Genomic DNA, 22,852 nt, shown 5'->3' with positions numbered 1-22,852 from the left:
GACGTTGGTGACCTCGACGATCGGTGCGGTCATGCCGGCCTCCTGGCCGCACGCGGCGGGCAGCGGGTCTGTCGCTGCTCCGACAAGCGGATCATCGCAGGCGCGGTTTGCCTGCAGGCCGGCACCGCCTCGGGACAGCGAGGATGGAAGCGGCAGCCTTCAGGCGGCCGGCCGGGATCGGGAATCGAACCCGGGATCGTGGCCAATCGCGCGGTATCGGAATCGATGTCGGGGATCGCACGCAGGAGCCCATCGGTGTAGGGATGCATCGGCTGCTCGAACAGGCCTGCACCCACAGCATCTTCCACCACCTGGCCGGCATACATCACCGCGATCTTGTCGGTGAATTCCGAGATCACGCCCATGTCATGCGAGATCAGGATCACCGACATGCCGAGCTCCTGGCGGAGCTCGCGCAGCAGGTTGAGGATCTGCGCCTGCACGGTCACGTCGAGTGCGGTGGTCGGCTCGTCGGCAATCAGGATCTTCGGCCGGCAGGCAATTGCCATGGCGATCATCACGCGCTGTCGCATGCCGCCGGACAGCCGGTGCGGATACTCGGCCACGCGGCGACGCGCATCGGGGATACGCACCATGTCGAGGAGCTCGACGACCTTCTTCTGCGCATCATCGGCGCCAAGGCCCTGGTGGATGCGCAAGGTCTCGCCGATCTGGTCGCCGATCGTGAGCACCGGATTGAGTGAGGACATCGGATCCTGAAAGATTATGGCGATCTCGGCGCCTCGGATGCGACCAAGCGCTCGAGGCGGCAGCGTCAACAGGTCGAGCCCCTGATAGCGGATACGCCCCGAGGCGATGCGCGTGGATTTCGGTGGATGCAGCCCCAGCACCGTGAGCGCGGTCACGCTCTTGCCGCTGCCGGACTCGCCGACGATGCCAAGACATTCGCGGTCGGCCAGGTCGAGGTTGACGTCCTGCACGGCGGTGATCCAGCGGCCGCCGCTGCGGAACTGAACGGTGAGGTTCTCGATCGAGAGAATCTTGTCGGATGGCTGCATCTCAACCCTCGATCTTCAGCCGCGGGTCGAGCACGTCGCGCAGCCCGTCTCCCAGGAGGTTCATGCCGAGTGCGGCGAGGCTGATGCCAAGGCCCGGAAACAGCATGATCCACCACGCTTCGACCGAGTAATCGCGCCCTTCCGCGATGATGTTGCCCCAACTCGGGGTTGGCGGCGGTGGACCGATGCCAAGGAAGCTGAGCGCTGCCTCAGCCAGGATGGCGTAGGCAAACACGAAGGTAAGCTGCACCAGAAGTGGCCCGACGCTGTTGGGCAGGATGTGGCGCAGCACGATGCGCAGCCCGCTCGCGCCGCTGATCCGCGCCGCCTGTACGTAGTCAAGCTCGCGCACCACCAGCGCGGAGGCGCGTACAATGCGCGCGGTCCGCGGGATATAAGACACCGACAGCGCGATGATGACACTGTGGACCTGAGGACCAAGCGCGGCATTGATCCCGATCGCCAGCAGGATCGGCGGAAACGCCAGCAGAGCATCCATGATCCGCATGACCAGGGAATCGATCGCGCGTACATAGCCCGACAGCACGCCAAAGATGGTGCCCGTGATACCGGACAGGATCGCCACCCACAGGCCGATCACCAGCGACAGCCGCGCGCCGTGAACAAAGCGGGCAAGGATGTCGCGTCCGAGTGCGTCAGTCCCCATCCAGAACCGGGCCGATGGCGGCCGGAAGCGGAAGCGCATTTGCATGGCGGTCGGATCACCCGTGTGGAGCAGCGGGCCCACAACAGCGACCATCACCAGCAGCGCCACGATGACGAAGCCGATGCGAAAGGAGAGATGGCGGAACAGGCGCCTGGCGAGCGCACCGCCCCGCTGCAGTGCCGACGGCGCGACCGTCACCAGATCGAGGGTCGCGTCAGTCATAGCGGACCCGCGGATCGACGACGATGTAGAGAATGTCGGTGGCGATGTTGATGAGAACAAAGATCAAGCCAAACAGGAGCAAGGTCCCCTGAACCAGCGGATAGTCACGGGCCAGCACGGCCTGCACCACCAGACGACCAACGCCGGGAAGCGCGAACACCTGCTCGACGATGACCGATCCGCCGATCAGCAGGCTGAAGATGTAGCCGACCACCGTGAGGACGGCGATCAGCGTGTTGCGGAAGCCGTGCTTCCAAAGCACGCGGCTTTCCGGCACGCCCTTGGCGCGAGCCGTGCGAATGAAATCCTGGTCGAGGACGTCGAGCATGGCCGAACGCGTCATGCGCGCGAGAAAGCCGACCTGGAACAGCGCGAGCACGATAGCGGGCTGGAGCAGCGCAAGCAGCCAGGGCAAGACGCCGTCGCTGAGCGGCACATAACCCGCCGACGGCAGCCAGCCGAGCGTAACCGAGAACAGGATCACCGACAGGATGGCGATCCAGAAGCTCGGCACCGATACGCCGAGCAGCGCGATCGCCATCACAGCCACGTCGATCCAGCTATCGCGTGCAGCGGCAGCGATCACGCCGAGCAGAATGCCAACCGGCACGGTGATCGCGATCGACACCATCGCGAGCGACAGGCTGACCGGCAGCCGCTCGGCCACGGCAGACACCACGGTCTGGTTCAGCGTGAGCGACGTACCAAGATCTCCCGAAAGCAGATGCGCCACCCACGACACGAGTTGCTCCCAAATCGGCCGATCGAGCTGCAGGCGCTCGCGGATCTGCTGGATTGCCTCGGCACTGGCTCCATCGCCAGCCATCAGCACCGCGGGATCGCCGGGCAGCAGCTGCATCAGGAGGAAGGCCAGGACCGCGATGATTAACAAGACCGGCACGGCATGGGTCAGTCTTACTGCGACAAGGCGAAGCATGAGAGCGGACTTCCGGGAGGAGCGGACAGGCGGTCGGTTCGGCAGCGACGGCGGCCTGCACGCCGCCGCCGTCGATCGCAACTACTTCAGCGAGACATTCCAGAACCGATTGATGTAGAAATCCCTGAAGTCGGGCAGCCGTTTGCGGTTGAGGGCCTGGATCACGCCGATATCCGCAATCTTGATCATGTAGGCCTGCTCGAGAACCCTCTTTTCGATCACGCGCCAGGCCGCCTTGCGGTCGTCCAGTGCCAGCGAGGTGTAGAACTTGTCGTAGGCGGCATCGAGCTCGGCGTCGTTCTTCACGTGCGGGAAATTGTAGACCATGAATTTCCACTGCTGCGGCCCGAGATTGGGGTTGGAGCAGAACGATGTCGATGAGATGTTCCAGCCACCATTCCCGCTCTGCATGTTGGAGGCGTTGGTCGCCCAGTCCACCATCTGCACGTCGGACGTAATGCCGGCTTCCTTCAGCTGCTCGGACAGCACCAGGATGGCATCGCGGAATTCCGGATAAGTCGCCGTGGTCATCAACTTTAGCTTCTGATCCGGCTTGTAGCCCGCCTGCTTGGCGAGTTCGCCGGCGAGCTTGGGGTTCTTCTGGTCATAGAACTCGTTGTTGATGTCGCCGCCGTAGTACTCGCCGCCGGAAATTGTCATGGAGTGGCTGCGCTTGGCGGGACGGCTGATCGCCCCGATCATATCGTCGACGCCGACCGCGGCCCGGATTGCCTGGCGCATCTGCACCGAGTCGGTCGGCGGTTGCTGGGTGTTGACAATGAAATATTGCTGGCAGGCGAGAATGCGGTTGACCTGCAGGTCCGGTCGCCCCTCGATACGGCCGACGAGGTCCCGCGGCACATTCGAGATGATGTCGGCCTCGCCGGTCTGCAGCGCTGCGATGCGCGCATTTGCTTCGGGCATGAAGCGGTAGCGGACCGAACCGACATTGACGGTCTTTCGGCCAACGAGGCCGTCGGCGGGCTTGCCGCTCTCGTCCGCCACGTAGCTATCAAACTTCTCGATGGTCAGGTGGCTGTCTTTGCGCCACTCGCCCAGCTTGAAGGGACCGGTTCCGATGATCTCGACCTCACGGGCCGGTTTGTCTTTCTGCTCGGCCGGCAGGATAACGAAGGGATAGACCGGTGACTTCAAGACGTCGAGGAAGACCGCGTTGGTCTTCTTCAGATGGATGATGAAGGTGAATGGATCGGGCGCCTCGAACGACTCGACATCTGCAAGCACCGCAGCGTTGGGGCTGATCCGGCGGTAGCGCTCGAACGACGCCTGCACATCGGCGGAGGTCATCTCCTTGCCGTTGTGAAACTTGACGCCGTGCCGCAGCACGAAAGTGAAGGTCTTGCCGTCGCTTGCGACATCGACCTTCGATGCGAGCATCGGCTTGGCGGCGTAGTTGCCATCCATCCCCACCAATCCTTCGAAGATGTGGTGAACGACCTCCAGATCGACGGTGCTGCTGCCGACATAAGGGTCGAGCGTCTCCGGCCCGGCGGTGTTGCCGTAGACCAGGGTGGTCGCCTTGTTTTGAGCTGACGCTGGAGATGCCGCCAGGGAGCAACCGAGCAGAGCGATTGCCGCGACGCCCGATAAACATTTGACTATTCTCATGTTTCCCCCATTCGGGCGTGAAATTTAGCCACGCCTTTGATGTTAGTATATAGGATATATCCTATAGACAAGCTAGCCAGCGCTAACTAAGCTTGTCAAGCACAGCACAAGTCCGCGTCGATCTGACCCGGCCTCGCCGCGTGCCGGACGAGTTCACGAGCAACCCGGAAGACGACAGAGACCTGTCCCTCCATTCATGTTGATGCCTGTTCTCAATCTTGCGGCCGAGCCCGCCTCCCTCTTCAGCCACGGACATCCGTCATGCAGCCTTTGAAGAAAGTCGCGCGCGAAAACCTTGCGACGCGGGCTTACAGCCAGCTGCGTGAAGCGCTGATGCAGGGCCAGCTCAAGCCAGGCCAGCGGCTGAAGATCAACGAGCTCGCAGTGATGCTTGGTGTCAGCGACACGCCGATCCGCGAAGCGGTGATGCAGCTCTTGCGCGAGCAGGCGCTCGAATTCACCAGCTCGCAAAGCTTCCAGGTGCCGAAGGCTTCATTCCGCCGCTACGCGGAGATCCGCGAGATCCGACTGCGGCTCGAACCGCTCGCAGCAGAAAGGGCCGCGAAACTGATCGCGTCCGAGGTGATCGCTGCGCTCGAACAGGCCCACGCTGCGCTGGCCGCCGCGGAAAAGCGCGGCGACTGGCAGGATGCGGTCTACCAGAACTACGTCTTCCATCTCGGCGTTTGCCGCGCGGCGGCAATGCCGAGCCTGACGACGATTCTCGAAGGCCTCTGGCTGCAAAGTGGCCCGACGCTGAACCTGCTCTACCCTCATGCAGTGCCGCATTATGCCGGCGAGCACCAGCATGTGCGGCTGATCCACAGCTTGAAGCAGCGCGACGCCATCGCCGCCGGCGAAGCGATCCGCGCCGATCTGGAAGAAGGCGGCGCCGCGCTGATGGAATTGCTGAAGGCCGTGGAAGAAGGGCGCATCACCGCGCCCGAACTGCTCGATGCCGCCGAAAGACCCGCCTAACCATCGAATGATATATCCAGGAAAACCCACCATGCCGACAGACGACAACGCCACGCGCCCCGAATTCAAGCTGATGAACGTCCACGACCGGCGCACGAGCGTGATGCATCCCGACAACGCGTGGCATTTATCACATTGGTACGAGGCGCCACGCGAAGATCCGGCGGTGCCCGAGGTCTACACCTACACCGACGCGATCTCCTACGCGCCCGGCAGCGAAGTGCGCTTCCACAGTAGCAGCACCGCGGCGCGGTGGACGTTGCAGGTCTGGCGCGACGGACTGAAGCCGACGCTGGTGCACGAGGCGAAACACATCGCCGGAGAGTCCCACGCGATGCCGAAGGCGGCCTATCGAGATGGTTGCGGCTGGCCTGTGAGCCACCGCTGGGCCCTGCCCGCCGACCTCGCCTCCGGCTTCTATCGCGTCGCCTCGACCTGTGATCTCGGCAACGGCTCGCAATTCGTGCAGCACCATTTCTTCGTCGTGACCCCAACCGATCCGAGGCCTGCAAAAAGCCGTTTCCTGCTGATCCTGCCGACCTCGACCTGGCTGGCCTACAATGATTGGGGCGGAGCGAACTATTACGACGGGATCGACGGCGCCACCGGCAAGCAGTTCTCCCCGGTCCTGAGCATCGAACGGCCCTGGACACGCGGGCTGGTCTGGCTGCCGCCGGGCGCGCCTCGGCTGTGCGACACGCCGAAGCGCCGTCCGCTGGAAGCGCCACGCTATCCGACCAAGGAGTGGGCCTTCACCAACGGATTCGCCCAATACTATGCCTCCGCGGGCTGGGCGCAGTTCGATCGTCACTTTGCGATCTGGGCCGAGCGTGAAGGCTACGACTTCGACATCATCACCCAGACCGACCTGCACTACCGGCCGGAGATCCTGTCGCGCTACAGCACCGGCGTCATCGTCGGCCACGACGAATACTGGACGCGCGAGATGCGCGACACCGTCGACGCATTCGTCGACGCCGGCGGAAAGATGGCGCGCTTCGCCGGCAACTTCCTTTGGCAGGTTCGCTTCGAGAACGAAGGCCGGCAGCAGGTGTGCTACAAGGCCCGCGCGTTCGAGGAAGACCCGGTGCGGGATACCGCGAACAAGCACCTGTTGACGTGCGGCTGGGAAGATCCCGCAGTCGCGCATCCCGGCGCGACAACGTTCGGCGTCAATGGCATGCGTGGCGTCTATGCCTCGTGGGGCGGATTTGCGCCACGCGGCAGCCGCGGCTTCACCGTGTATCGCCCCAAGCACTGGGCTTTCGACCACACCGACACTCACTACGGCGATATCCTGGGCGAGGAAGCCGGAATCTTCGCCTATGAAGTGGACGGCCTCGACTACACGTTCCGCCAGGGACTCCCCTATCCGACGCACGAAGACGGCGCGCCGCAGAACGTCGAGATCCTGGCCATGGGCCCCGCTGTCTACGTGGAGGACGAGTATGCAGGTGAAGGTTTCCGCTACTACCTCCGCGACAGCGGCCTCGCCAACAAGGCAAAACGTCTGTCGGGATCGACCTCGCCGGAGGCCTTGCAGAAGCATCGCTATGGCTCGGGAATGATCGTCTCGATGCCTCGCGGCAAGGGCGAAGTGTTCACGGCTGGAAGCTGTGAATGGGTTATGGGCCTGGCGCGGAATGAATTCTACACCGAGCAGGTGACGCGAAACGTCCTCAACCGCTTCCTCGGTGGATGAGATCGGCCGAAACTACAGCGCGAAGCTAGTCCCGAGCCCCAAGCCAGCGGTCGCATGCCAGACAATGATGTGACGACCGCGGCGACCACCCATGGGCCGCCCCGGATCGGCACGCGGCCTGAGATCCTTCGCCGGCTATCGTGAAACGCTCATCGAGCGCTGTCGTTGCCGACTTTGCGGCTGGCCGCCTGTGAGACCCCTAAAGTGAAGCCTGGCGGCTTCACTCTTGAAGGATCCCGTGCTCGGTTAAGGGTGCAAATCTCGGTTTGCTTGAATTTAAGCAATGCAAGGATGGCCAGCCGGCGTGATCCCACCGGAGTTGAAACCATAAGCGGTATCCGTTAGCTCAAATGGACCCGCGCGCCCTGCGTTCTATTTTCGGGGGATTCTTCGGGGGTAAAATAGCGGGGTCGCTAAGTGCTTGAAATCTTGGTCGGAGTGGCAGGATTCGAACCTGCGACCCCTGCGTCCCGAACGCAGTGCTCTACCGGGCTGAGCCACACTCCGACAAGAGGCCGGCTTATAGCGTCGGGTTTGGCGCACCGCAAGCGGCCGAGCTGAGGAATTTTGTCCCTGTGAAAACGGGTCTTGAAACGTCGATTTTACCGGCCGGCCAAGCCGGCGCGGAAGCAGCCGCCCGGACCTTGGCCGCCGGCGGGCTGGTCGCGTTCCCGACCGAGACGGTCTATGGGCTCGGCGCGGACGCGGCGAATGCCGCCGCAATCGCCCATCTCTACGCCGCCAAGGGGCGGCCGGCCTTCAATCCGCTGATCGCCCATGTCGCCGACCTCGCCGCGGCGCAGCGGATCGGGCGGTTCGACGCGCGCGCCCTGAAGCTGGCGGAAGCGTTCTGGCCGGGGCCGCTGACGCTGGTAGTGCCGAAGGTGGATCACTGCCCGGTAGCCGATCTCGCCACCGCGGGCCTCGATACGGTGGCGATCCGCATCCCCGCGCACCCGGTGGCGCAGGCGATCCTGCGCGCCTTTGGCGGGGCGGTGGTGGCGCCGTCCGCAAATATCTCCGGCCATGTCTCGCCGACGCTGGCCGCCCATGTCGAGAGCGACCTTTCGGGGCGAATCGACCTGATCGTCGACGGCGGGCCGGTCGAGGTCGGCGTCGAATCGACCATCGTCGGCTGCTTCAACGCGCCGATGCTGCTCCGCCCCGGCGGGCTATCGCGCGAGCGGATCGAAGCCGTGCTCGGCGCAGCCTTGGCGCGGCCACCCGCGGAGGCCGAGAGCGACGACAGCCAGCCGCTGGCGCCGGGCATGCTGGCCTCGCATTACGCGCCGCGCGCCAATGTGCGGCTGCGAGCGCAAGACGTTGCACCGGGCGAGGCGCTGCTGGCTTTCGGGCCCGATCGCCTGCCCGGACTGGAAGCCGCCGCCGCTGTCATGAATTTGTCGCCCGCGGCTGATCTCGATGAAGCCGCAGCCAATCTGTTCGGCTATCTTCGCGCCCTCGATGCGAAGGGCCCGCGAGCGATCGCGGTGATGACGATCCCTGAAGAAGGCCTGGGCGAAGCAATCAACGACCGGCTGCGCCGGGCGGCGGTGGCGCGATAGCGCATGATCCGGAAAAGTGTGGAGCGGTTTTCCGACAAGATCATGCGCAAAAGAATAAGAACGAAGCAAGAGACGAGACAATGAACATCAATAAATCAGCCACCCCTTCGCTTGCGCCCGAGCTGATCGAACAATTCCGCAAGATCGTCGGCGACCGCCACGCGATCACGGACGCGGCCGACATCGAGGCTTACGTCACCGAGGAGCGCAATCTGTTTCACGGCCGCTCGCCGCTGGTGCTGCGCCCGGGTTCGACCTCGGAAGTCTCCGAAATCTGCAAGCTCGCCTCCGCGAACAAAATCGCGCTGGTGCCGCAGGGTGGCAACACCGGCCTCGTCGGCGGCCAGACGCCGCACAATGGCGAGGTGGTGGTGTCGCTGCGCCGACTCGACAAGATCCGCGAGGTCGACACCGCCTCCAACACCATGACCTGCGAGGCCGGCGTGGTGCTGCAGATCGCGCAGCAGAAGGCATCCGACGTCGACCGGCTGTTTCCGCTGTCGCTGGGCGCCGAAGGAAGCTGCACCATCGGCGGCAATCTCTCGACCAACGCCGGCGGCACCGCCGCGCTCGCCTATGGCGTCGCGCGCGAGATGGCGCTTGGGCTGGAGGTGGTGCTCGCAGACGGGCGCGTGCTCAACGTGCTGTCCAAGCTGAAGAAGGACAATACCGGCTACAATCTGCACAATCTCTTCATCGGTGCGGAAGGCACGCTCGGCATCATCACCGCGGCGACGCTAAAACTGTTTCCGAAGCCGCGGGCGGTCGAGACGGCCTATGTCGGGCTGAAATCGCCGGCGGCGGCACTGAAGCTGCTGACGATCGCGCAGAGCGAAGCTGCGAACGCGCTAACGAGCTTCGAGCTGCTCTCGGAGATGGCGGTGGACTTCTCGGTCCGCCACGGCATCGACGTGCGCGATCCCCTCGCCGAGAAGCATCCCTGGTACGTGCTGATGGAATTTTCCTCCCCGGGCGACGACGCCCGCACGCCGCTGGAGACGATCCTGGCACGCGCCATGGAGGAGGAGATCGTCGACGACGCCGTGATCGCGGCCAACCTCACCCAGCGCGGCAATTTCTGGAAGTTGCGCGAGGAGATGTCGGCGGCGCAGAAGCCCGAGGGCGGCTCGATCAAGCACGACATCTCGGTGCCGGTCGCCGCGGTGCCTGATTTCATCGAGGAAGCCAACGCCGCCGTGGTGAAGCTGATCCCCGGCTCGCGGCCGGTGCCATTCGGCCATCTCGGCGACGGCAATCTGCATTACAATGTCAGCCAGCCGATCGGCGCCAACACCGCGGATTACCTGGCGCGCTGGCACGAGATGAACGCGGTGGTGTTCGAGATCGTGCTGCGCATGGGCGGCTCGATCTCGGCCGAGCACGGCATCGGCGTGCTCAAGCGCGACGAGCTGCCTGAGGTGAAGGACAAGACCGCGATCGAGCTGATGCGCGCGATCAAGGCGATGCTTGATCCGCAGGGCATCATGAACCCGGGGAAGGTGCTGTGAGCGCTCTTGCGATCGACGCGATTGGGGATGCTGACGTCGAGAACGTCGTTGCGCTATGGCAGCACTGCGGCCTGACGCGGCCGTGGAACGATCCGCATGCCGACATCGCATTGGCGCGGCGGCGCGACAACTCGACCGTGCTGATCGGTCGCGACAATGGCGCGATCGTCGCGACCGTCATGGTCGGCCATGACGGTCATCGCGGCTGGGTCTACTACGTCGCCGTCGATCCCGATGGCCGCAAGCGCGGCCATGGCCGGGCGATCATGGCGGCGGCTGAGGACTGGCTGCGCGCGGCCGGCATCGCAAAGCTTCAGCTGCTGGTCCGGCGCGAGAATGCGCAGGCCAATGCGTTCTACCAGTCGCTCGACTTCGAGGAATCGACGTCGGTGATGTTCCAGAAGTGGCTCGACGGCCGCGCTCCCACATAATTCTGGAAGGCAGCAATGACCATTTCCGACCGCGTCCGCATCAAGGACGTCCGCGTGCTCTCGGACGGCTGGACCACGCTGAAGAGCACGACGTTCGAGTACCGCCGCGGCAATGGCGAATGGCAGACGCAGAAGCGCGAAACCTATGAGCGCGACAACGCCGCCGCTGTGCTGCCCTACAATCGCGCCCAGCGCAGCGTGATCCTGGTGCGCCAGTTCCGCCTGCCGGCGTTCATCCGCGGCTATGACGACCTCCTGATCGAAGCGGCCGCCGGCGTGCTGGACGACGCCTCGCCCGAGATACGCATCCTCGCCGAGGCCGAGGAGGAAACCGGCTATCGCCTGCACGACGTCCACAAGGTATTCGAGGCGTTCATGAGCCCGGGCGCGGTGACCGAAAGAATCCATTTTTTCGTCGCCGAGTATGAGCCGGAGATGCGCGTCAGCGCCGGCGGAGGCCTGGAGCACGAGGGTGAGGATATCGAGGTGCTGGAGCTCGGCATCGACGAGGCCTTGGCGATGATCGCCGACGCCCGCATCATCGACGCCAAGGCGATCATGCTGCTGCAATACGCGGCGCTGCATATCTTCAGATAGCCCCGCCGGGGCAGCAATTCTGGCCTGCACAGACGTAGCGCCTGTTGAGCAAACCGCAGACTATCTCTAGTCTGCCTCTCAACAAGAACCAGGAGACGCGCCCATGTCCGCCCCGCGCGACGACGAATTCGGCTTTGCGCCCGACTATGATTCCCCCGTCCCCTATATGCAGCGCACGCGGGACTATTACACCGCGATCGGCTACACTACGGCGTATCGCTGGGCGCACTACACCGAGGCGCCGTTTCAGAAGCTGAAGAAGCCGCTGGCGCAATCGCGGGTCACCATCATCACGACGGCGGCGCCCTACGATCCGACCAAGGGCGATCAGGGTCCGGGCGCGGCGTATAATGGCAGCGCCAAATTCTACCAGGTCTATGACGGCGACACGTCGCAGCCACACGATCTGCGCATCTCGCATATCGGCTACGACCGCAAGCACACCACGGCGACCGACAACGGCACCTGGTTTCCGCTGCCGCAACTCCTGAAAGCCCATGCGACGGGGCGCATCGGCGAAGTCGCCCCGCGCTTCTTCGGCGCGCCGACCAATCGCAGCCACCGCGTCACGCTGGACACCGATGCGCCGGAGATTCTGGCGCGCTGCATTGCCGACAAGGTCGACGTCGCCGTGCTGGTGCCGAACTGCCCAGTCTGCCACCAGACCACCGCTTTGGTGGCGCGGCATCTCGAAGCAGGCGGCATTCCGACCGTGATCATGGGCTGCGCCAAGGACATCATCGAGCACGCCGCCGTGCCGCGCTTCCTGTTCTCGGACTTCCCGCTCGGCAATTCCGCCGGCAAGCCGCACGACGTTAACTCGCAGGCGCAGACGCTGGAGCTGGCGCTGAAAGTGCTGGAGACCGCGAGCGGCCCGCAGACCACGATGCAATCGCCGCTGCGCTGGAGCGAGGATGCCTCCTGGAAGCTCGACTACAACAATGTTGCGCAACTGAGCCCCGAAGAGCTGGCACGCCGCCGCGCCGAATTCGACAAACAGAAGGAAATCGCGCGCGGCAATCGCGCAGCCTGACGTCCTCCGATCAAATAAAACAACAAGGGAAGAGAGACGTGACGCGACCGTTCGAGGGCGTGAAGATTCTAGACTTCACCCAAGTGCTGGCCGGCCCTTATGCGAGCTACCAGCTCGCGCTGCTGGGCGCCGACGTCATCAAGGTCGAGCGGCGCGAGGGCGAGGACATGCGCCGCACGCCGCTGTCGCGCGAATGGGCCGAGCGCGGGCTGGCGCCCGCGTTCCAGGCCATCAACGGCAACAAGCGCAGCCTGACGCTGGATCTGCAAAAGCCTGATGCAATCGCCATCGTGAAGAAGCTCGCGAGCCAGGTCGACGTCGTCATGGAGAATTTCCGCCCGGGCGTGATGGACAAGCTCGGCATCGGCTATGAGGCGCTGTCGGCGATCAATCCGAAGCTGATCTATTGCGCGGTATCAGGCTTTGGCCAGACCGGTCCGGATCGTTTGCGGCCCGGCTATGACGGCAAGATGCAGGCGCTGTCGGGCATCATGGCGATTACCGGCCACCCCCAGACGGGCCCGACGCGTGCGGGTTTTGCAGTGTGCGACGTGCTCTCGGGTGCGACGGCCGCGTTTGGCGTATCGAGCGCGCTCTACCAGCGCGACCGCACCGGCAAGGGGCAGCTCATCGACGTCTCCATGCTGGAGGCGACAATGGCGTTTCTCTCCGGCCAGATCGCGGACTGGTCCGTCGCCGGCCATCGCCAGCAGCTTTCCGGCAATCAGGCTGTCAGCCGCAGGACTACCGCGAATTTGTTCAAATGCGGCGACGGCCACATCCTGCTCGCCGTCAACAATGAGAAACAATACCGCGCGCTGATGTCCGCGCTCGGCCGCGAGGACACGCTGAGCGATCCGCGCTTTGCCGACTGGTTTTCGCGCAACGAGAACGAGCCCGCTTTGCGCGCGATCATCGAGGAAGCGCTCGCCGCAAAGCCTGCGCGCGAATGGGAGGCAATCCTCGAGGACGCCGGCGCGCCCTGCGCCGGTATCTGGAAGGTCGAGGAAGTCATCGACCATCCGCAGATCAAGGCGCGCGGCGCGATCCAGGAGCTCGACACGCCCTACGGCCGCCTGCGCTTCGCCGGCAGCGGATTCAAGCTCGCCCATGGCGGCGGCAAGCTCGATCGCATGGCGCCGGAGCTTGGCGCGGATACGGACGCAGTGCTGGGCGAGCTTGGGTTCAATGCGGCGGAGATCGCGGCGTTGCGGGCGCGGGAGATTGTTTAAAACTCCGCTGCTGTAGGATGGGCAAAGGCGCAACGCGCCGTGCCTACCACTTATCTGCTTGCTCGTTGGACTATGGTGGGCACGCTTCGCTTTGCCCACCCTACGGCACCACCGCTAGAACAACGACCCCTGCCCGTCATCTGATGACGCAGCAACAACCTTCCGCACTGCCTTCTTGGGCTTCGCAGCCTCGGCTTCCGCCTCCATCTCCTCCGCGCTGATCGGCAAGAGCAGTTGCTCGTCGTCATTGGCGACGCGGTTGACACGGGTGGAAACCGGGTGCCAGACGAATTCGCCGGGGCGCGGGGCGGTCATCAGCCGCAGGATCGAGTCGACCTCGTCACTGCGGCAATCGAGCCAGCGCTCGAAATCGCGCGGGCTGATGGTGACGGGCACGCGGTCATGCAGCGCGGCGAGATCCTCGCCAGCCGCCGCCGTGACGATCGCCACCGTGTCGAGCTCCTCGCCGTTCGGCCCGATCCAGGTTTCGAACACCGCGGCGAAGCTGAGCGGCGCACCGTCGGCGTGCTGGATGAAGAACGGCTGCTTGCGGCCGTCGATCGCCTTCCATTCGTAATAGCCGTCGGCCGGGATCAGCCCACGCCGCCGGCGTATAGCTCTCTTGAACGCGGGCTTCTCCAGCACCGTCTCCGAGCGGGCGTTGATCAGGAGCGTAAAGCCTTTGGGATCCTTGACCCAGCCCGGCAGCAGTCCCCAGCGCATCAAACGAAAATGGCGCGCGCCATTCTCGACCAACACGACCGGAATCGGTTGTGTCGGCGCGACATTGTACCGGGGCGGGAAATTCGGCTGCTCGATATAGCCGAACAGTTGGCGTAAAGCCTCGGGGGCCGAAGTTATGACGAAGCGTCCACACATCTTAGGCCGTCTATATAGGGTCCGTTCAGGTCCTTTTAACCCCGAACGTTAACACTGCGGCAGATGAGCTCAACGGCCTCCCAACCCGCGACGCGCGCACAGACGGGCCCCGAGGCTGCGGCCTGGGCCGAGCGGCTGCGCGTAGCCAATATCAACCCGCGGACCGGGCTTGCCACAGACTATCTCAACCATTTCAATGAAGCCGTGATGCTGCTCGAGATGGTCCCGGACATGCCGGAATGCGCGGAAGATTTTTTGACCTGGACGCCGCTGTCCTATGCCGAGCATTTTACCGCCTCGAACTTCAAGGCACGGGATCTGGCAATCGAAGCCTATGAGAAGGCCGAGCCAAGCGTGCGGACCCAGTTCGACCACATGACCGACACCATGACCTCGATCCTGACCGCGGTCGGTTCGGCCATGCGCGAGGTCGAGAAGGACACGACCCGCGTCCGGCTCGCCGAGCAGGCCACCCTCTGGGTCAAGCCGCTGATCGCGGCCTGCGGCGGCATTATCAATGGCGGCGCAGAAGCCGACGTCGACACCATCATGGCGAGCTAACGCGTGGCTGCGGTTGTCCAGCCCACTCACCCCCAGATCGCGGTCAGTGCCGCGATTTTCCGCGACGGCAAGGTGCTGCTGACGCGCCGCGCCCGCTCGCCCGCCAAGGGGTTCTATTCGCTGCCCGGCGGCCGCGTCGAATTCGGCGAATCGCTACACCAGGCGCTGAGCCGCGAGGTCGACGAGGAGACCGGGCTGGGGATCGAGATCGTCAGCCTTGCCGGCTGGCGCGAGGTGCTGCCGGTCGCACCCGGCGCCGGCCATTATTTGATCATGTCCTTTGCCGCCCGTTGGGTAGCCAGGGAACCCGCCCTAAACGACGAGCTCGACGATTACCGCTGGATCGCCCCAGACGCGCTCGGCAGCCTCGGCGACCTCAAGCTGACCGGGGGGCTGGAGGAGATCATCCAGTCGGCCGCCCGCCTGATCGGCCCCTGAGGCCCCCGCCTTGCGTCATCAGCTCTGAGGGGGCATACAGCCCGCCGATGTCGACGCGATTTCTGGCCATTTTTGTCCTGATTCTCGCCTGCGCCTCCGCGCCCGCCCGGGCCCAGGACGTGGCGGCGCCGTTTGACGCCGATTTGCAGCGGCTGGCCGAGATCCTCGGCGGCCTGCACTATCTGCGCGGCATCTGCGGCTCCAACGAGGGCAACAAATGGCGCAGCGAGATGCAGGCGCTGATCGATGCCGAAACGCCCTCCGGCGAGCGTCGCACCCGCATGATCGCGGGCTTCAACCGCGGCTATAACGGTTTTCAGCAGACCTATCGCAGCTGCACGCCGGCCGCGACAGTGGCGATCCGCCGTTACATCGAGGAAGGCTCGAAGATCTCACGGGATCTCACGGCGCGTTACGCGAACTAAGTTCGGCGGAACTCTCTCATCGACTTTGTTCACAGCCGTTAACCGTTCCTAAAGATGTGGCCTAGCGGTCGTTAATGCGCGTGCTACACCTCTTGCACAGCGCATCGCCGTGGATCGCGCCCCAGCCTGATTGAGATTCATGAGCCAGCCGATTTCCTACGCCCCCGCCCGCGCGCCGCTGCCCGATCACGAGCAGAAACAGGCCGCACTGAGCTATCTCAACGAGGCCTGGGCCGAAGCGCGCCATGACGGCGTCGACGGCGATTGTCTGGCGCAGGCGAGCCTGTTTGCAGCGCTCGCCGAGCTCGTTGGCACCTATGGCGAGGACGCGGTGGCGAAATTCGTCGAGGGTTTTCCTGCCCGCATCCGCAACGGCGAATTCTCGGTCTGCCTCGCGAGGCAGTAAGGCCCTCTTCGAAAATGACCCCGCCTCACGGGCGGGGCCAGTCTACGGATGAATGACTTTGCGAACAGGCTTTGGCGAACATTGTTCGCGAAGTCTGCTGCGCTTATCGCACGGAAGCCGTCTTCCTCCGACGAGCATTAGTCTCGCGACAGCCGGGAGATGTTCCCGTTGCAATCGGGAATGCGAGCCCTATTGTTTGAGCATGATCCTTTCGGAAAACCGCGGCACACATTTCCGGATCATGCTCTAATCCGTCTCGATCGGCAGCGCCGGATCCCTCGCCCACTCGCCCATGGAAGCATCGTAGAGCGTCAGCTTATCGTAGCCGAGCTGCGTCAGCAGAAGCAGGTCGATCGTCGCCGAGATGCCGCCACCGCAATACAGGATCACGTTCTTGTCGCGCGTGACGCCTTGGGCAACGAATTTCGCTTCGGCATCCGCTAGCGTGGTCAGGGTCTTGTCGGCATTCACGAGCGTTGCGGCCGACACATTGACGCTGCCCGGGACGCGGCCGGGCCGGCCGTAGCGGCTTGGCTCAAGGCCTTTATGAAACTGCGGCCCGAGTGCGTTGACGGTGACGGTTGAGGAATCACCGATCCGCGCCTTGACGGTAGTCTTGTCGACGAAGAAGCCCGCGCGCGGTGTCGCCTTGAAGGTCGTCGCCGGATAGCCCTTCGGTGCGCCGGTTGCGACAGGCCGCCCCTCTTGCTTCCATTTGTCGAAGCCGCCGTCGAGCACTTGTGCGTCGACGCCGAGCGAGCGCAGCATCCACCAGAACCGCGTCGACCACATCATGGTGCCGATGCTGTAGAGCACGATGGTCTTGCTGGCATCCGCGCCGTGGCGACCGAAGGCGGCTTCAAGCTGGGCCACGCCAGGCATCATGAAGAATTGCTGCGCGGAGGTGTCGGAGAACTCGCCCTGCAGGTCGAGGAAATCGGCGCCCGGGATGTGACCGGCCGCAAACGTCTTGTCGCCGGGAACGGCGCGATACGGTACGTCGCTCCCGGGCGGCACCGGTTCGTTGTAGGTCGTGCAATCGTAGAGACGGAGGTTGGGATCGCCGAGGATGCTAGCAAGTTGCTCGGTGGTGATCAGGGCGGTTGGCTGGGACATTGGAGTGCACTCCCGTTCGAAAGGAAGTGTAGCTCCCTCCCCTCGTCATTGCGAGCGCAGCGAAGCAATCCAGAGTCTTTCCGCAGAAGCAGCCTGGATTGCTTCGCTGCGCTCGCAATGACGGGGGATGGTGCGTCCGCTCCTCGGCAGAAGCCCTACTGCTTCAGCGTCTCCAGAAATCGCACCGGCTCGCCCTGCGACGGCGTCACGAGTTCGCCCTGCCACATCACGCGGCGGCCGCGGATGAAGGTGCCGACGGGCCAGCCCGTCACGCGGACGCCGTCGTAGGGGGTCCAGCCGGCCTTGGACGCCACCCATTTGTTGGTGATGGTCTCGCTGCGCTTGAGATCAACGACCGTGAAGTCGGCGTCGTAGCCGGCGGCGATGCGGCCCTTGCAGGCCATATTGTAGAGACGCGCCGGGCCGGCGCTGGTGAGATCGACGAACCTTGCGAGCGACAGCCGGCCGGCGTTGACGTGATCGAGCATGAGCGGCACCAGCGTCTGCACGCCGGTCATGCCGGAGGGCGACGCCGGATAGGTCTTCTGCTTCTCCTCCAGCGTATGCGGCGCATGGTCGGAGCCGAGCACGTCGATGATGCCTTGCTCGATGCCGCGCCAGATGCCGGCGCGGTGATCGGCGCCGCGCACCGGCGGGTTCATCTGCGCCAGCGTGCCAAGCCGCTCGTAGCATTCGGGTGCGACCAGCGTCAGATGATGCGGCGTCGCCTCGCAGGAGGCGACATCCTTGTGGTCACGCAGGAACTCGATCTCTTCCTTGGTCGAGATATGCAGCACATGGATGCGCTTGCCGGTCTCGTGGGCGAGCTTGACGAGGCGCTGCGTCGCCATCAGCGCCGCGGTCTCGTCGCGCCAGGCCGGATGCGAGCGCGGATCGCCCTCGATGCGCAGCGACTTGCGGTCGTTGAGACGGTACTCGTCCTCGGCATGGAACGCCGCGCGGCGGCGGATCACCTGGAAGATGCGGCGCAGGCTTTCGTCGTCCTCCACCAGCAGCGCGCCGGTCGAGGAGCCGATGAACACTTTCACGCCGGCGCAGCCGGGGGCACGCTCGAGCACGGGCAGATCCTGCACGTTCTCGCGGGTGCCGCCGATGAAGAAGGCGAAATCGCAATGCATGCGGTGGTGCGCGCGCTTCACCTTGTCGGTGAAGGTGGCCTCGGTCACCGTAAGCGGCGAGGTGTTCGGCATCTCGAACACGGCGGTGACGCCGCCCATCACGGCGCTGCGCGAACCGGTCTCGAGGTCTTCCTTCTGCTCCAGCCCGGGCTCACGGAAATGCACCTGCGTGTCCATCACGCCGGGCAGGATGTGGAGACCCTTGCAGTCAATCACCTCGGCGGCGGAGCCTTGCGATAGCGGGCCCAGCTCGGCGATGCGGCCATTAGTGATGCCGATATCGCGAACAGCCTCGCCGTCCTGGTTGACGACGGTGCCGCCCTTGAGGATCACATCGAAGCGCTGGGTCATGGCTGGAGGCCTCTCTCATCCCCAAGCGCAGGGCTCAAGGTCTTGTCGTTTAATCCTTGCGGGCTTACGTTCCGGAGCAACATGTCGCAAGAGATTTTCGTATGAAATCAGCGTTTCTTCCTGACCGGGGCGTGGTCAAGGTCGCGGGCGAGGATGCGCGCAACTTCCTCAACGGCCTCATCACGACGGATCTCGACAGGCTCAAGCCGGGCCTGGGGCGATTCGGCGCGCTGCTGACGCCGCAGGGCAAGATCATCGTGGATTTCCTGATCACGGAAGCGCCCGCAGGCCATGGCGGCGGGTTCCTGATCGATTGTCCGAAAGCGCTGGCCGAGGGCCTCGCCACCAAGCTGAAATTCTACAAGCTGCGCGCCAAGGTCACGGTGGAAAACCTCTCCGACGATCTCGGAGTGCTCGCGGCCTGGGACGGCCAGCTTGCAGCCCAACCGGACCTTGCCTTTTCCGATCCACGGAACGAGCAGCTTGGCTATCGCATCCTGATCCCTGAAGATCTCAAGCAAAAGCTGTCGGACCTGATCGGCGCCGAGCTGGTCGATGCCGCCGTCTATGAGGCGCACCGGATCGCGCTCGGCGTCCCGCGCGGCGGGCTCGATTTCATGTACAGCGATGCCTTTCCGCACGAGACCAACATGGACCGTCTTGCCGGAGTCGATTTCGACAAGGGCTGCTATGTCGGCCAGGAGGTCGTCTCGCGCATGCAGCATCGCGGCACCGCGCGCACCCGCAGCGTGAAGGTGCTGCTCGAGGACTCCTCGCCTGAGGCTGGCGTCAGTGTCATGGCCGGCGACAAGTCCGTCGGCACCATGGGCTCGTCGGCGCAAGGCAAGGGCATCGCGCTGGTGCGCATCGACCGCGTTGCGGACGCGCTCGATGCCGGCCAACCGCTCACCGCTGGCGGTCTCGCGTTGAAGCTGGCAGAACCTGAAATCGTCCGCATTCCCACCAAGCAGCCCATCGCATGAGCCGCGCTCCCCGCCTGCATCCCGACGGAAAGACCCGCTGCCCCTGGCCGGGCGAAGATCCGCTCTATGTCGCCTATCACGACACCGAATGGGGCGTGCCCGAGTATGACGACCGCGCGCTCTATGAAAAACTGATCCTCGACGGCTTTCAGGCCGGCCTGTCCTGGATCACAATCCTGCGCAAGCGTGACAATTTCCGCAAAGCGTTCGACGATTTCCAGCCGGAGAAGATCGCGCGCTACACCGACAAGAAGGTGCACGCGCTGATGAACGACGTCGGCATCGTGCGCAACCGCGCCAAGATCGACGGCACGATCCTGAGTGCGAAATCCTATCTCGACATCATGGAGAAGGGCCCGGGCTTCTCAAAACTGTTGTGGGACTTCATGGGCGGACGGCCCAAGGTCAACAATTTCAAGACCACGGCGAGCGTGCCGGCCTCGACGCCTTTGTCGGTGCAGGTCTCCAAGGAGCTGTCCTCGCGCGGCTTCAAATTCGTCGGCCCGACCATCGTCTATGCCTTCATGCAGGCGACCGGCATGGTCAACGACCATCTCGTCGACTGCCACTGCCACGCGACCTGCAGCAAGATGCAGCGCAAGCCGCGCCTCAAGGCCAAATGACGGCCAAGAAGACCGCGCGCGTAGCGGAGTCCCGCGCCTGGCAGCGCATGCTGTCGGGCCGGCGGCTCGATCTGCTCGATCCCTCCCCGCTCGATATCGAGATCGCCGACATCGCCCATGGGCTCGCGCGCGTCGCCCGCTGGAACGGGCAGACTACCGGCGCGCATATCTTCTCGGTCGCGCAGCACACGCTGCTGGTGGAGACCGTGCTGCGGCACGAGATGCCGCGCGTCGATGAGCGCATGCGGCTCGCAGCCCTGCTGCACGATGCGCCTGAATACGTGATCGGCGACATGATCTCGCCGTTCAAGGCCGTGCTCGACGGCCATTACAAGGCGGTGGAGAAGCGCCTGCTCGGCGCCATCCACATCCGCTTCGGCCTGCCGCCGGTGCTGCCCGACGAGACCACTCTGGCGATCAAGGCCGCCGATCGCGGCGCGGCCTATCTGGAGGCGACCGAGCTCGCCGGCTTCAGCGAGAGCGAGGCCAAGCGCCTGTTCGGGAGGGATCCCGGCCTCTCCGACAGCGTCCGGCGCGACTATCTGACGCCCTGGACGGCGGCGCGGGCCGAGAAGCAGTTTCTGGAGCGGTTTGGCGCCGTGTTTGCGTAGGCATATTGGGGGACGGCAGCGCCTCACATTCCGCCGTCGTCCCTGCGAAAGCAGGGACCCATAACCACAGGGAGCGGTTGCGGCGCAAACCGGCAACCACGAGTCATCGCAAAACCCAAGCCTGTGCCTGTGGGTCCCGGATCTGCACTCCGCTTCGCTGCGTTTGTCCGGGACGACAGTGAGGCTTTGCCCACCCTACGGGCGCGGTTATAATCGCCGTCAAAAAGGTCCGTCATGATCCACGTCTGTTCGCTCGCCGCCCTTCCCGAAACCGTCCGCCGCACCGGGGCCAGCCATGTGCTGACCGTGATGGCCAATGTCGAGCAGGTGGCGCGGCCGGTGTCGGTGCTCCCTGCCAATCATCTCAAGGTGTCGATGGACGACATCACCGAGGAGATGGATGGCTTTGTCGCGCCCTCCGAGGCTCATATCGACCAGGTGCTGAATTTCGTGCGGGGCTGGGACCGCGGCGCGCCGCTGGTGGTGCATTGCTATGCCGGTATCAGCCGCTCCACGGCGAGCGCATTCGCCGCCGTCTGCGCGCTCAATCCCGATCGCGACGAAATCGAGATCGCGAAGAAGATCCGCGCGGCCTCGCCGATCGCCTCGCCGAACCGGCGCATCGTCGGTCTCGCCGACCGCGCGCTCGGGCGCAGCGGCCGCATGCTACGCGCGCTCGACGAGATGGGCCCGGGCGAGATGATGGTCGAGGGCCGCCCCTTCGTGATCGAGCTCGAATGACATCAGCGATCGTCATCGCATGAGTGACAAGCTGCTGACGCCGATCGAGATCGGCCTGACTGCTGCGATCGTCGCGATCGAGGATCACGAGCCGCTGGTCCTGACCGCGCGCGGCGGCGACGGCTTGACCGGACTGCCGTTCGGTCCGTTCGATGCGCCGAGCCATCGCACCTTCGAGATCGGCCTGCGTGCCTGGGTCGAGGAACAGGCGGGATTGCGGCTCGGCTATGTCGAGCAGCTCTACACCTTTGGCGATCGCGGCCGTCATGCGGAAGCCGGCGACACCGGCGCGCATATGGTGTCGATCGGCTATCTCGCGCTGACGCGCGCCGCCGAGCGCGCCGCGAACGCGGCGAGCTTCGAGCCCTGGTACCGCTTCTTCCCCTGGGAAGACTGGCGCGAGGCGCCACCCGCGATTATCGCCCGCGACATCATCCCGGAGCTCAACAAATGGGCCGAGGAGGAGCCGCCCGAGACCACGCGCGCATTGCCGCGAAAGGATCGCGTGCGGTTCTATTTCGGCCTCGAGGGTGCGGCCTGGGACGAGGAGCGCGTGCTCGACCGCTACGAGCTCCTGTACGAGGCCGGCCTCGTCGAGGAGGCACGGCGCGACGGCCGCCCTGCGGCATTGGCGCGCAAGGCGTTGCCCGCGCTCGGCACCTCGATGCGGTTCGACCACCGCCGAATTCTCGCCACGGGAATCGCGCGGCTGCGCGCAAAGTTGAAGTATCGCCCTGTGGTGTTTGAACTTTTGCCCGCCGAGTTCACACTCACTGAGTTGCAGTACACGGTCGAGGCGATCTCCGGTCGCCATTTGCACAAGCAGAATTTCCGCCGTCTGGTCGAAACCGAAGCGCTGGTCGAACCGACCGGCGTAATGTCGACACAGACCGGCGGGAGACCGGCGGCGCTCTATCGCTTCCGCCGTGACGTGCTCCAGGAGCGGCCTGCGCCGGGCTTGCGCGTACGCTCCCGGCGCTAGAGCATGATCCGGAAAAGTGCGAAGCGGTTTTCCGACAAGGTCATGCTCAAAAACTAAGACTCAAGATTACGATCGGC

At 64.4% G+C, this 22,852-nt stretch carries 24 protein-coding genes and 1 tRNA gene; 17 read left to right on the top strand and 8 right to left on the bottom strand.

What is annotated here, in order from left to right; genetic code table 11:
• Window positions 1–29: 29 nt before the first annotated feature.
• From ACLFLU_RS11895 to ACLFLU_RS11880, 4 genes are all read right to left on the bottom strand, one after another.
• Window positions 30–1,019, bottom strand: a complete 990-nt coding sequence (locus ACLFLU_RS11895; RefSeq protein WP_426412371.1) for an ABC transporter ATP-binding protein — start codon at window positions 1,017–1,019, stop codon at window positions 30–32.
• Between the two features lies 1 nt (window position 1,020).
• Window positions 1,021–1,908, bottom strand: coding sequence for an ABC transporter permease (locus ACLFLU_RS11890; RefSeq protein WP_426412370.1), 888 nt, complete (start codon window positions 1,906–1,908; stop codon window positions 1,021–1,023).
• A complete protein-coding gene (locus ACLFLU_RS11885; RefSeq protein WP_426412369.1) occupies window positions 1,901–2,845 on the bottom strand; it encodes an ABC transporter permease in 945 nt (314 codons plus the stop codon). Before ACLFLU_RS11885 ends, ACLFLU_RS11890 begins: the two co-directional genes overlap by 8 nt.
• 81 nt (window positions 2,846–2,926) lie before the next feature.
• Window positions 2,927–4,474 (bottom strand): ABC transporter substrate-binding protein, encoded by a 1,548-nt coding sequence (locus ACLFLU_RS11880; RefSeq protein WP_426412368.1) that lies wholly within the window; start codon window positions 4,472–4,474, stop codon window positions 2,927–2,929.
• A gap of 261 nt (window positions 4,475–4,735) precedes the next feature.
• On the opposite strand from ACLFLU_RS11880, the gene ACLFLU_RS11875 reads away from it, so the two are divergent.
• Together ACLFLU_RS11875 and ACLFLU_RS11870 are read left to right on the top strand one after the other, a co-directional pair.
• A complete protein-coding gene (locus ACLFLU_RS11875; protein WP_426412367.1) occupies window positions 4,736–5,452 on the top strand; it encodes a GntR family transcriptional regulator in 717 nt (238 codons plus the stop codon).
• A 31-nt stretch (window positions 5,453–5,483) separates the two neighbouring features.
• Window positions 5,484–7,154 (top strand): N,N-dimethylformamidase beta subunit family domain-containing protein, encoded by a 1,671-nt coding sequence (locus ACLFLU_RS11870; RefSeq protein ID WP_426412366.1) that lies wholly within the window; start codon window positions 5,484–5,486, stop codon window positions 7,152–7,154.
• Window positions 7,155–7,584: 430 nt separating this feature from the next.
• Here ACLFLU_RS11870 and ACLFLU_RS11865 read toward each other — a convergent pair.
• Window positions 7,585–7,661 (bottom strand) — tRNA-Pro (locus ACLFLU_RS11865).
• A gap of 68 nt (window positions 7,662–7,729) precedes the next feature.
• Between ACLFLU_RS11865 and ACLFLU_RS11860 the strand changes: the two genes are divergently transcribed.
• From ACLFLU_RS11860 to ACLFLU_RS11835, 6 genes are all read left to right on the top strand, one after another.
• Window positions 7,730–8,719 (top strand): L-threonylcarbamoyladenylate synthase, encoded by a 990-nt coding sequence (locus ACLFLU_RS11860; protein WP_426412365.1) that lies wholly within the window; start codon window positions 7,730–7,732, stop codon window positions 8,717–8,719.
• Between the two features lie 80 nt (window positions 8,720–8,799).
• Complete coding sequence (locus ACLFLU_RS11855; protein ID WP_426412364.1) at window positions 8,800–10,227, top strand: FAD-binding oxidoreductase; 1,428 nt, start codon at window positions 8,800–8,802, stop codon at window positions 10,225–10,227.
• Window positions 10,224–10,658 (top strand): GNAT family acetyltransferase, encoded by a 435-nt coding sequence (locus ACLFLU_RS11850; protein ID WP_426412363.1) that lies wholly within the window; start codon window positions 10,224–10,226, stop codon window positions 10,656–10,658. Before ACLFLU_RS11855 ends, ACLFLU_RS11850 begins: the two co-directional genes overlap by 4 nt.
• Window positions 10,659–10,673: 15 nt before the next feature.
• Complete coding sequence (locus tag ACLFLU_RS11845; protein WP_426412362.1) at window positions 10,674–11,255, top strand: NUDIX domain-containing protein; 582 nt, start codon at window positions 10,674–10,676, stop codon at window positions 11,253–11,255.
• A gap of 103 nt (window positions 11,256–11,358) precedes the next feature.
• The gene (locus tag ACLFLU_RS11840) at window positions 11,359–12,288 is read left to right on the top strand and encodes a glycine reductase (RefSeq protein ID WP_426412361.1); all 930 of its coding nucleotides are present in this window, start codon (window positions 11,359–11,361) and stop codon (window positions 12,286–12,288) included.
• Between the two features lie 38 nt (window positions 12,289–12,326).
• On the top strand, window positions 12,327–13,520 hold the full coding sequence (locus ACLFLU_RS11835; protein WP_426412360.1) for a CaiB/BaiF CoA transferase family protein: 1,194 nt from the start codon (window positions 12,327–12,329) through the stop codon (window positions 13,518–13,520).
• A 114-nt stretch (window positions 13,521–13,634) separates the two neighbouring features.
• Here the strand turns inward: ACLFLU_RS11835 and ACLFLU_RS11830 are convergent, their stop codons facing one another.
• Window positions 13,635–14,399 carry an SOS response-associated peptidase gene (locus ACLFLU_RS11830; RefSeq protein WP_426412359.1) on the bottom strand — a complete coding sequence of 255 codons (765 nt, stop codon included), beginning with the start codon at window positions 14,397–14,399 and terminating at the stop codon, window positions 13,635–13,637.
• A 63-nt stretch (window positions 14,400–14,462) separates the two neighbouring features.
• Here ACLFLU_RS11830 and ACLFLU_RS11825 point away from each other — a divergent pair, with 63 nt between their 5' ends.
• From ACLFLU_RS11825 to ACLFLU_RS11810, 4 genes are all read left to right on the top strand, one after another.
• A complete protein-coding gene (locus tag ACLFLU_RS11825) occupies window positions 14,463–14,960 on the top strand; it encodes a hypothetical protein (protein ID WP_426412358.1) in 498 nt (165 codons plus the stop codon).
• Between the two features lie 3 nt (window positions 14,961–14,963).
• Window positions 14,964–15,398: an NUDIX hydrolase gene (locus ACLFLU_RS11820; RefSeq protein WP_426412357.1), complete on the top strand. Its 435-nt coding sequence runs from the start codon at window positions 14,964–14,966 to the stop codon at window positions 15,396–15,398.
• Between the two features lie 47 nt (window positions 15,399–15,445).
• Window positions 15,446–15,823, top strand: a complete 378-nt coding sequence (locus tag ACLFLU_RS11815) for a TIGR02301 family protein (RefSeq protein WP_194463768.1) — start codon at window positions 15,446–15,448, stop codon at window positions 15,821–15,823.
• Window positions 15,824–15,962: 139 nt separating this feature from the next.
• The gene (locus ACLFLU_RS11810) at window positions 15,963–16,229 is read left to right on the top strand and encodes a hypothetical protein (protein WP_092227477.1); all 267 of its coding nucleotides are present in this window, start codon (window positions 15,963–15,965) and stop codon (window positions 16,227–16,229) included.
• Window positions 16,230–16,475: 246 nt separating this feature from the next.
• Here the strand turns inward: ACLFLU_RS11810 and ACLFLU_RS11805 are convergent, their stop codons facing one another.
• Both ACLFLU_RS11805 and ACLFLU_RS11800 read right to left on the bottom strand, forming a co-directional pair.
• Complete coding sequence (locus ACLFLU_RS11805; RefSeq protein ID WP_426412356.1) at window positions 16,476–17,345, bottom strand: sulfurtransferase; 870 nt, start codon at window positions 17,343–17,345, stop codon at window positions 16,476–16,478.
• Window positions 17,346–17,500: 155 nt separating this feature from the next.
• Window positions 17,501–18,835: a dihydroorotase gene (locus ACLFLU_RS11800; protein WP_426412355.1), complete on the bottom strand. Its 1,335-nt coding sequence runs from the start codon at window positions 18,833–18,835 to the stop codon at window positions 17,501–17,503.
• Between the two features lie 101 nt (window positions 18,836–18,936).
• Between ACLFLU_RS11800 and ACLFLU_RS11795 the strand changes: the two genes are divergently transcribed.
• From ACLFLU_RS11795 to ACLFLU_RS11775, 5 genes are all read left to right on the top strand, one after another.
• The gene (locus tag ACLFLU_RS11795; RefSeq protein WP_426412354.1) at window positions 18,937–19,818 is read left to right on the top strand and encodes a YgfZ/GcvT domain-containing protein; all 882 of its coding nucleotides are present in this window, start codon (window positions 18,937–18,939) and stop codon (window positions 19,816–19,818) included.
• Entirely contained in the window at window positions 19,815–20,441 is a 627-nt protein-coding gene (locus ACLFLU_RS11790) for a DNA-3-methyladenine glycosylase I (protein WP_426412353.1), read from the top strand. Before ACLFLU_RS11795 ends, ACLFLU_RS11790 begins: the two co-directional genes overlap by 4 nt.
• On the top strand, window positions 20,438–21,052 hold the full coding sequence (locus tag ACLFLU_RS11785) for a YfbR-like 5'-deoxynucleotidase (RefSeq protein WP_426412352.1): 615 nt from the start codon (window positions 20,438–20,440) through the stop codon (window positions 21,050–21,052). Before ACLFLU_RS11790 ends, ACLFLU_RS11785 begins: the two co-directional genes overlap by 4 nt.
• 234 nt (window positions 21,053–21,286) lie before the next feature.
• Window positions 21,287–21,793, top strand: coding sequence for a tyrosine phosphatase family protein (locus ACLFLU_RS11780; RefSeq protein WP_426412351.1), 507 nt, complete (start codon window positions 21,287–21,289; stop codon window positions 21,791–21,793).
• Between the two features lie 19 nt (window positions 21,794–21,812).
• Window positions 21,813–22,775: an NUDIX hydrolase gene (locus ACLFLU_RS11775; RefSeq protein WP_426412350.1), complete on the top strand. Its 963-nt coding sequence runs from the start codon at window positions 21,813–21,815 to the stop codon at window positions 22,773–22,775.
• Window positions 22,776–22,852 lie beyond the last annotated feature (77 nt).

Origin of the sequence: Bradyrhizobium ganzhouense (assembly GCF_049949285.1) — a bacterium.
Lineage (GTDB): Bacteria > Pseudomonadota > Alphaproteobacteria > Rhizobiales > Xanthobacteraceae > Bradyrhizobium > Bradyrhizobium ganzhouense.
The sequence above is the reverse complement of the archived record's forward strand: the minus strand, read 5'-3'. Positions and strand labels throughout refer to the sequence as shown.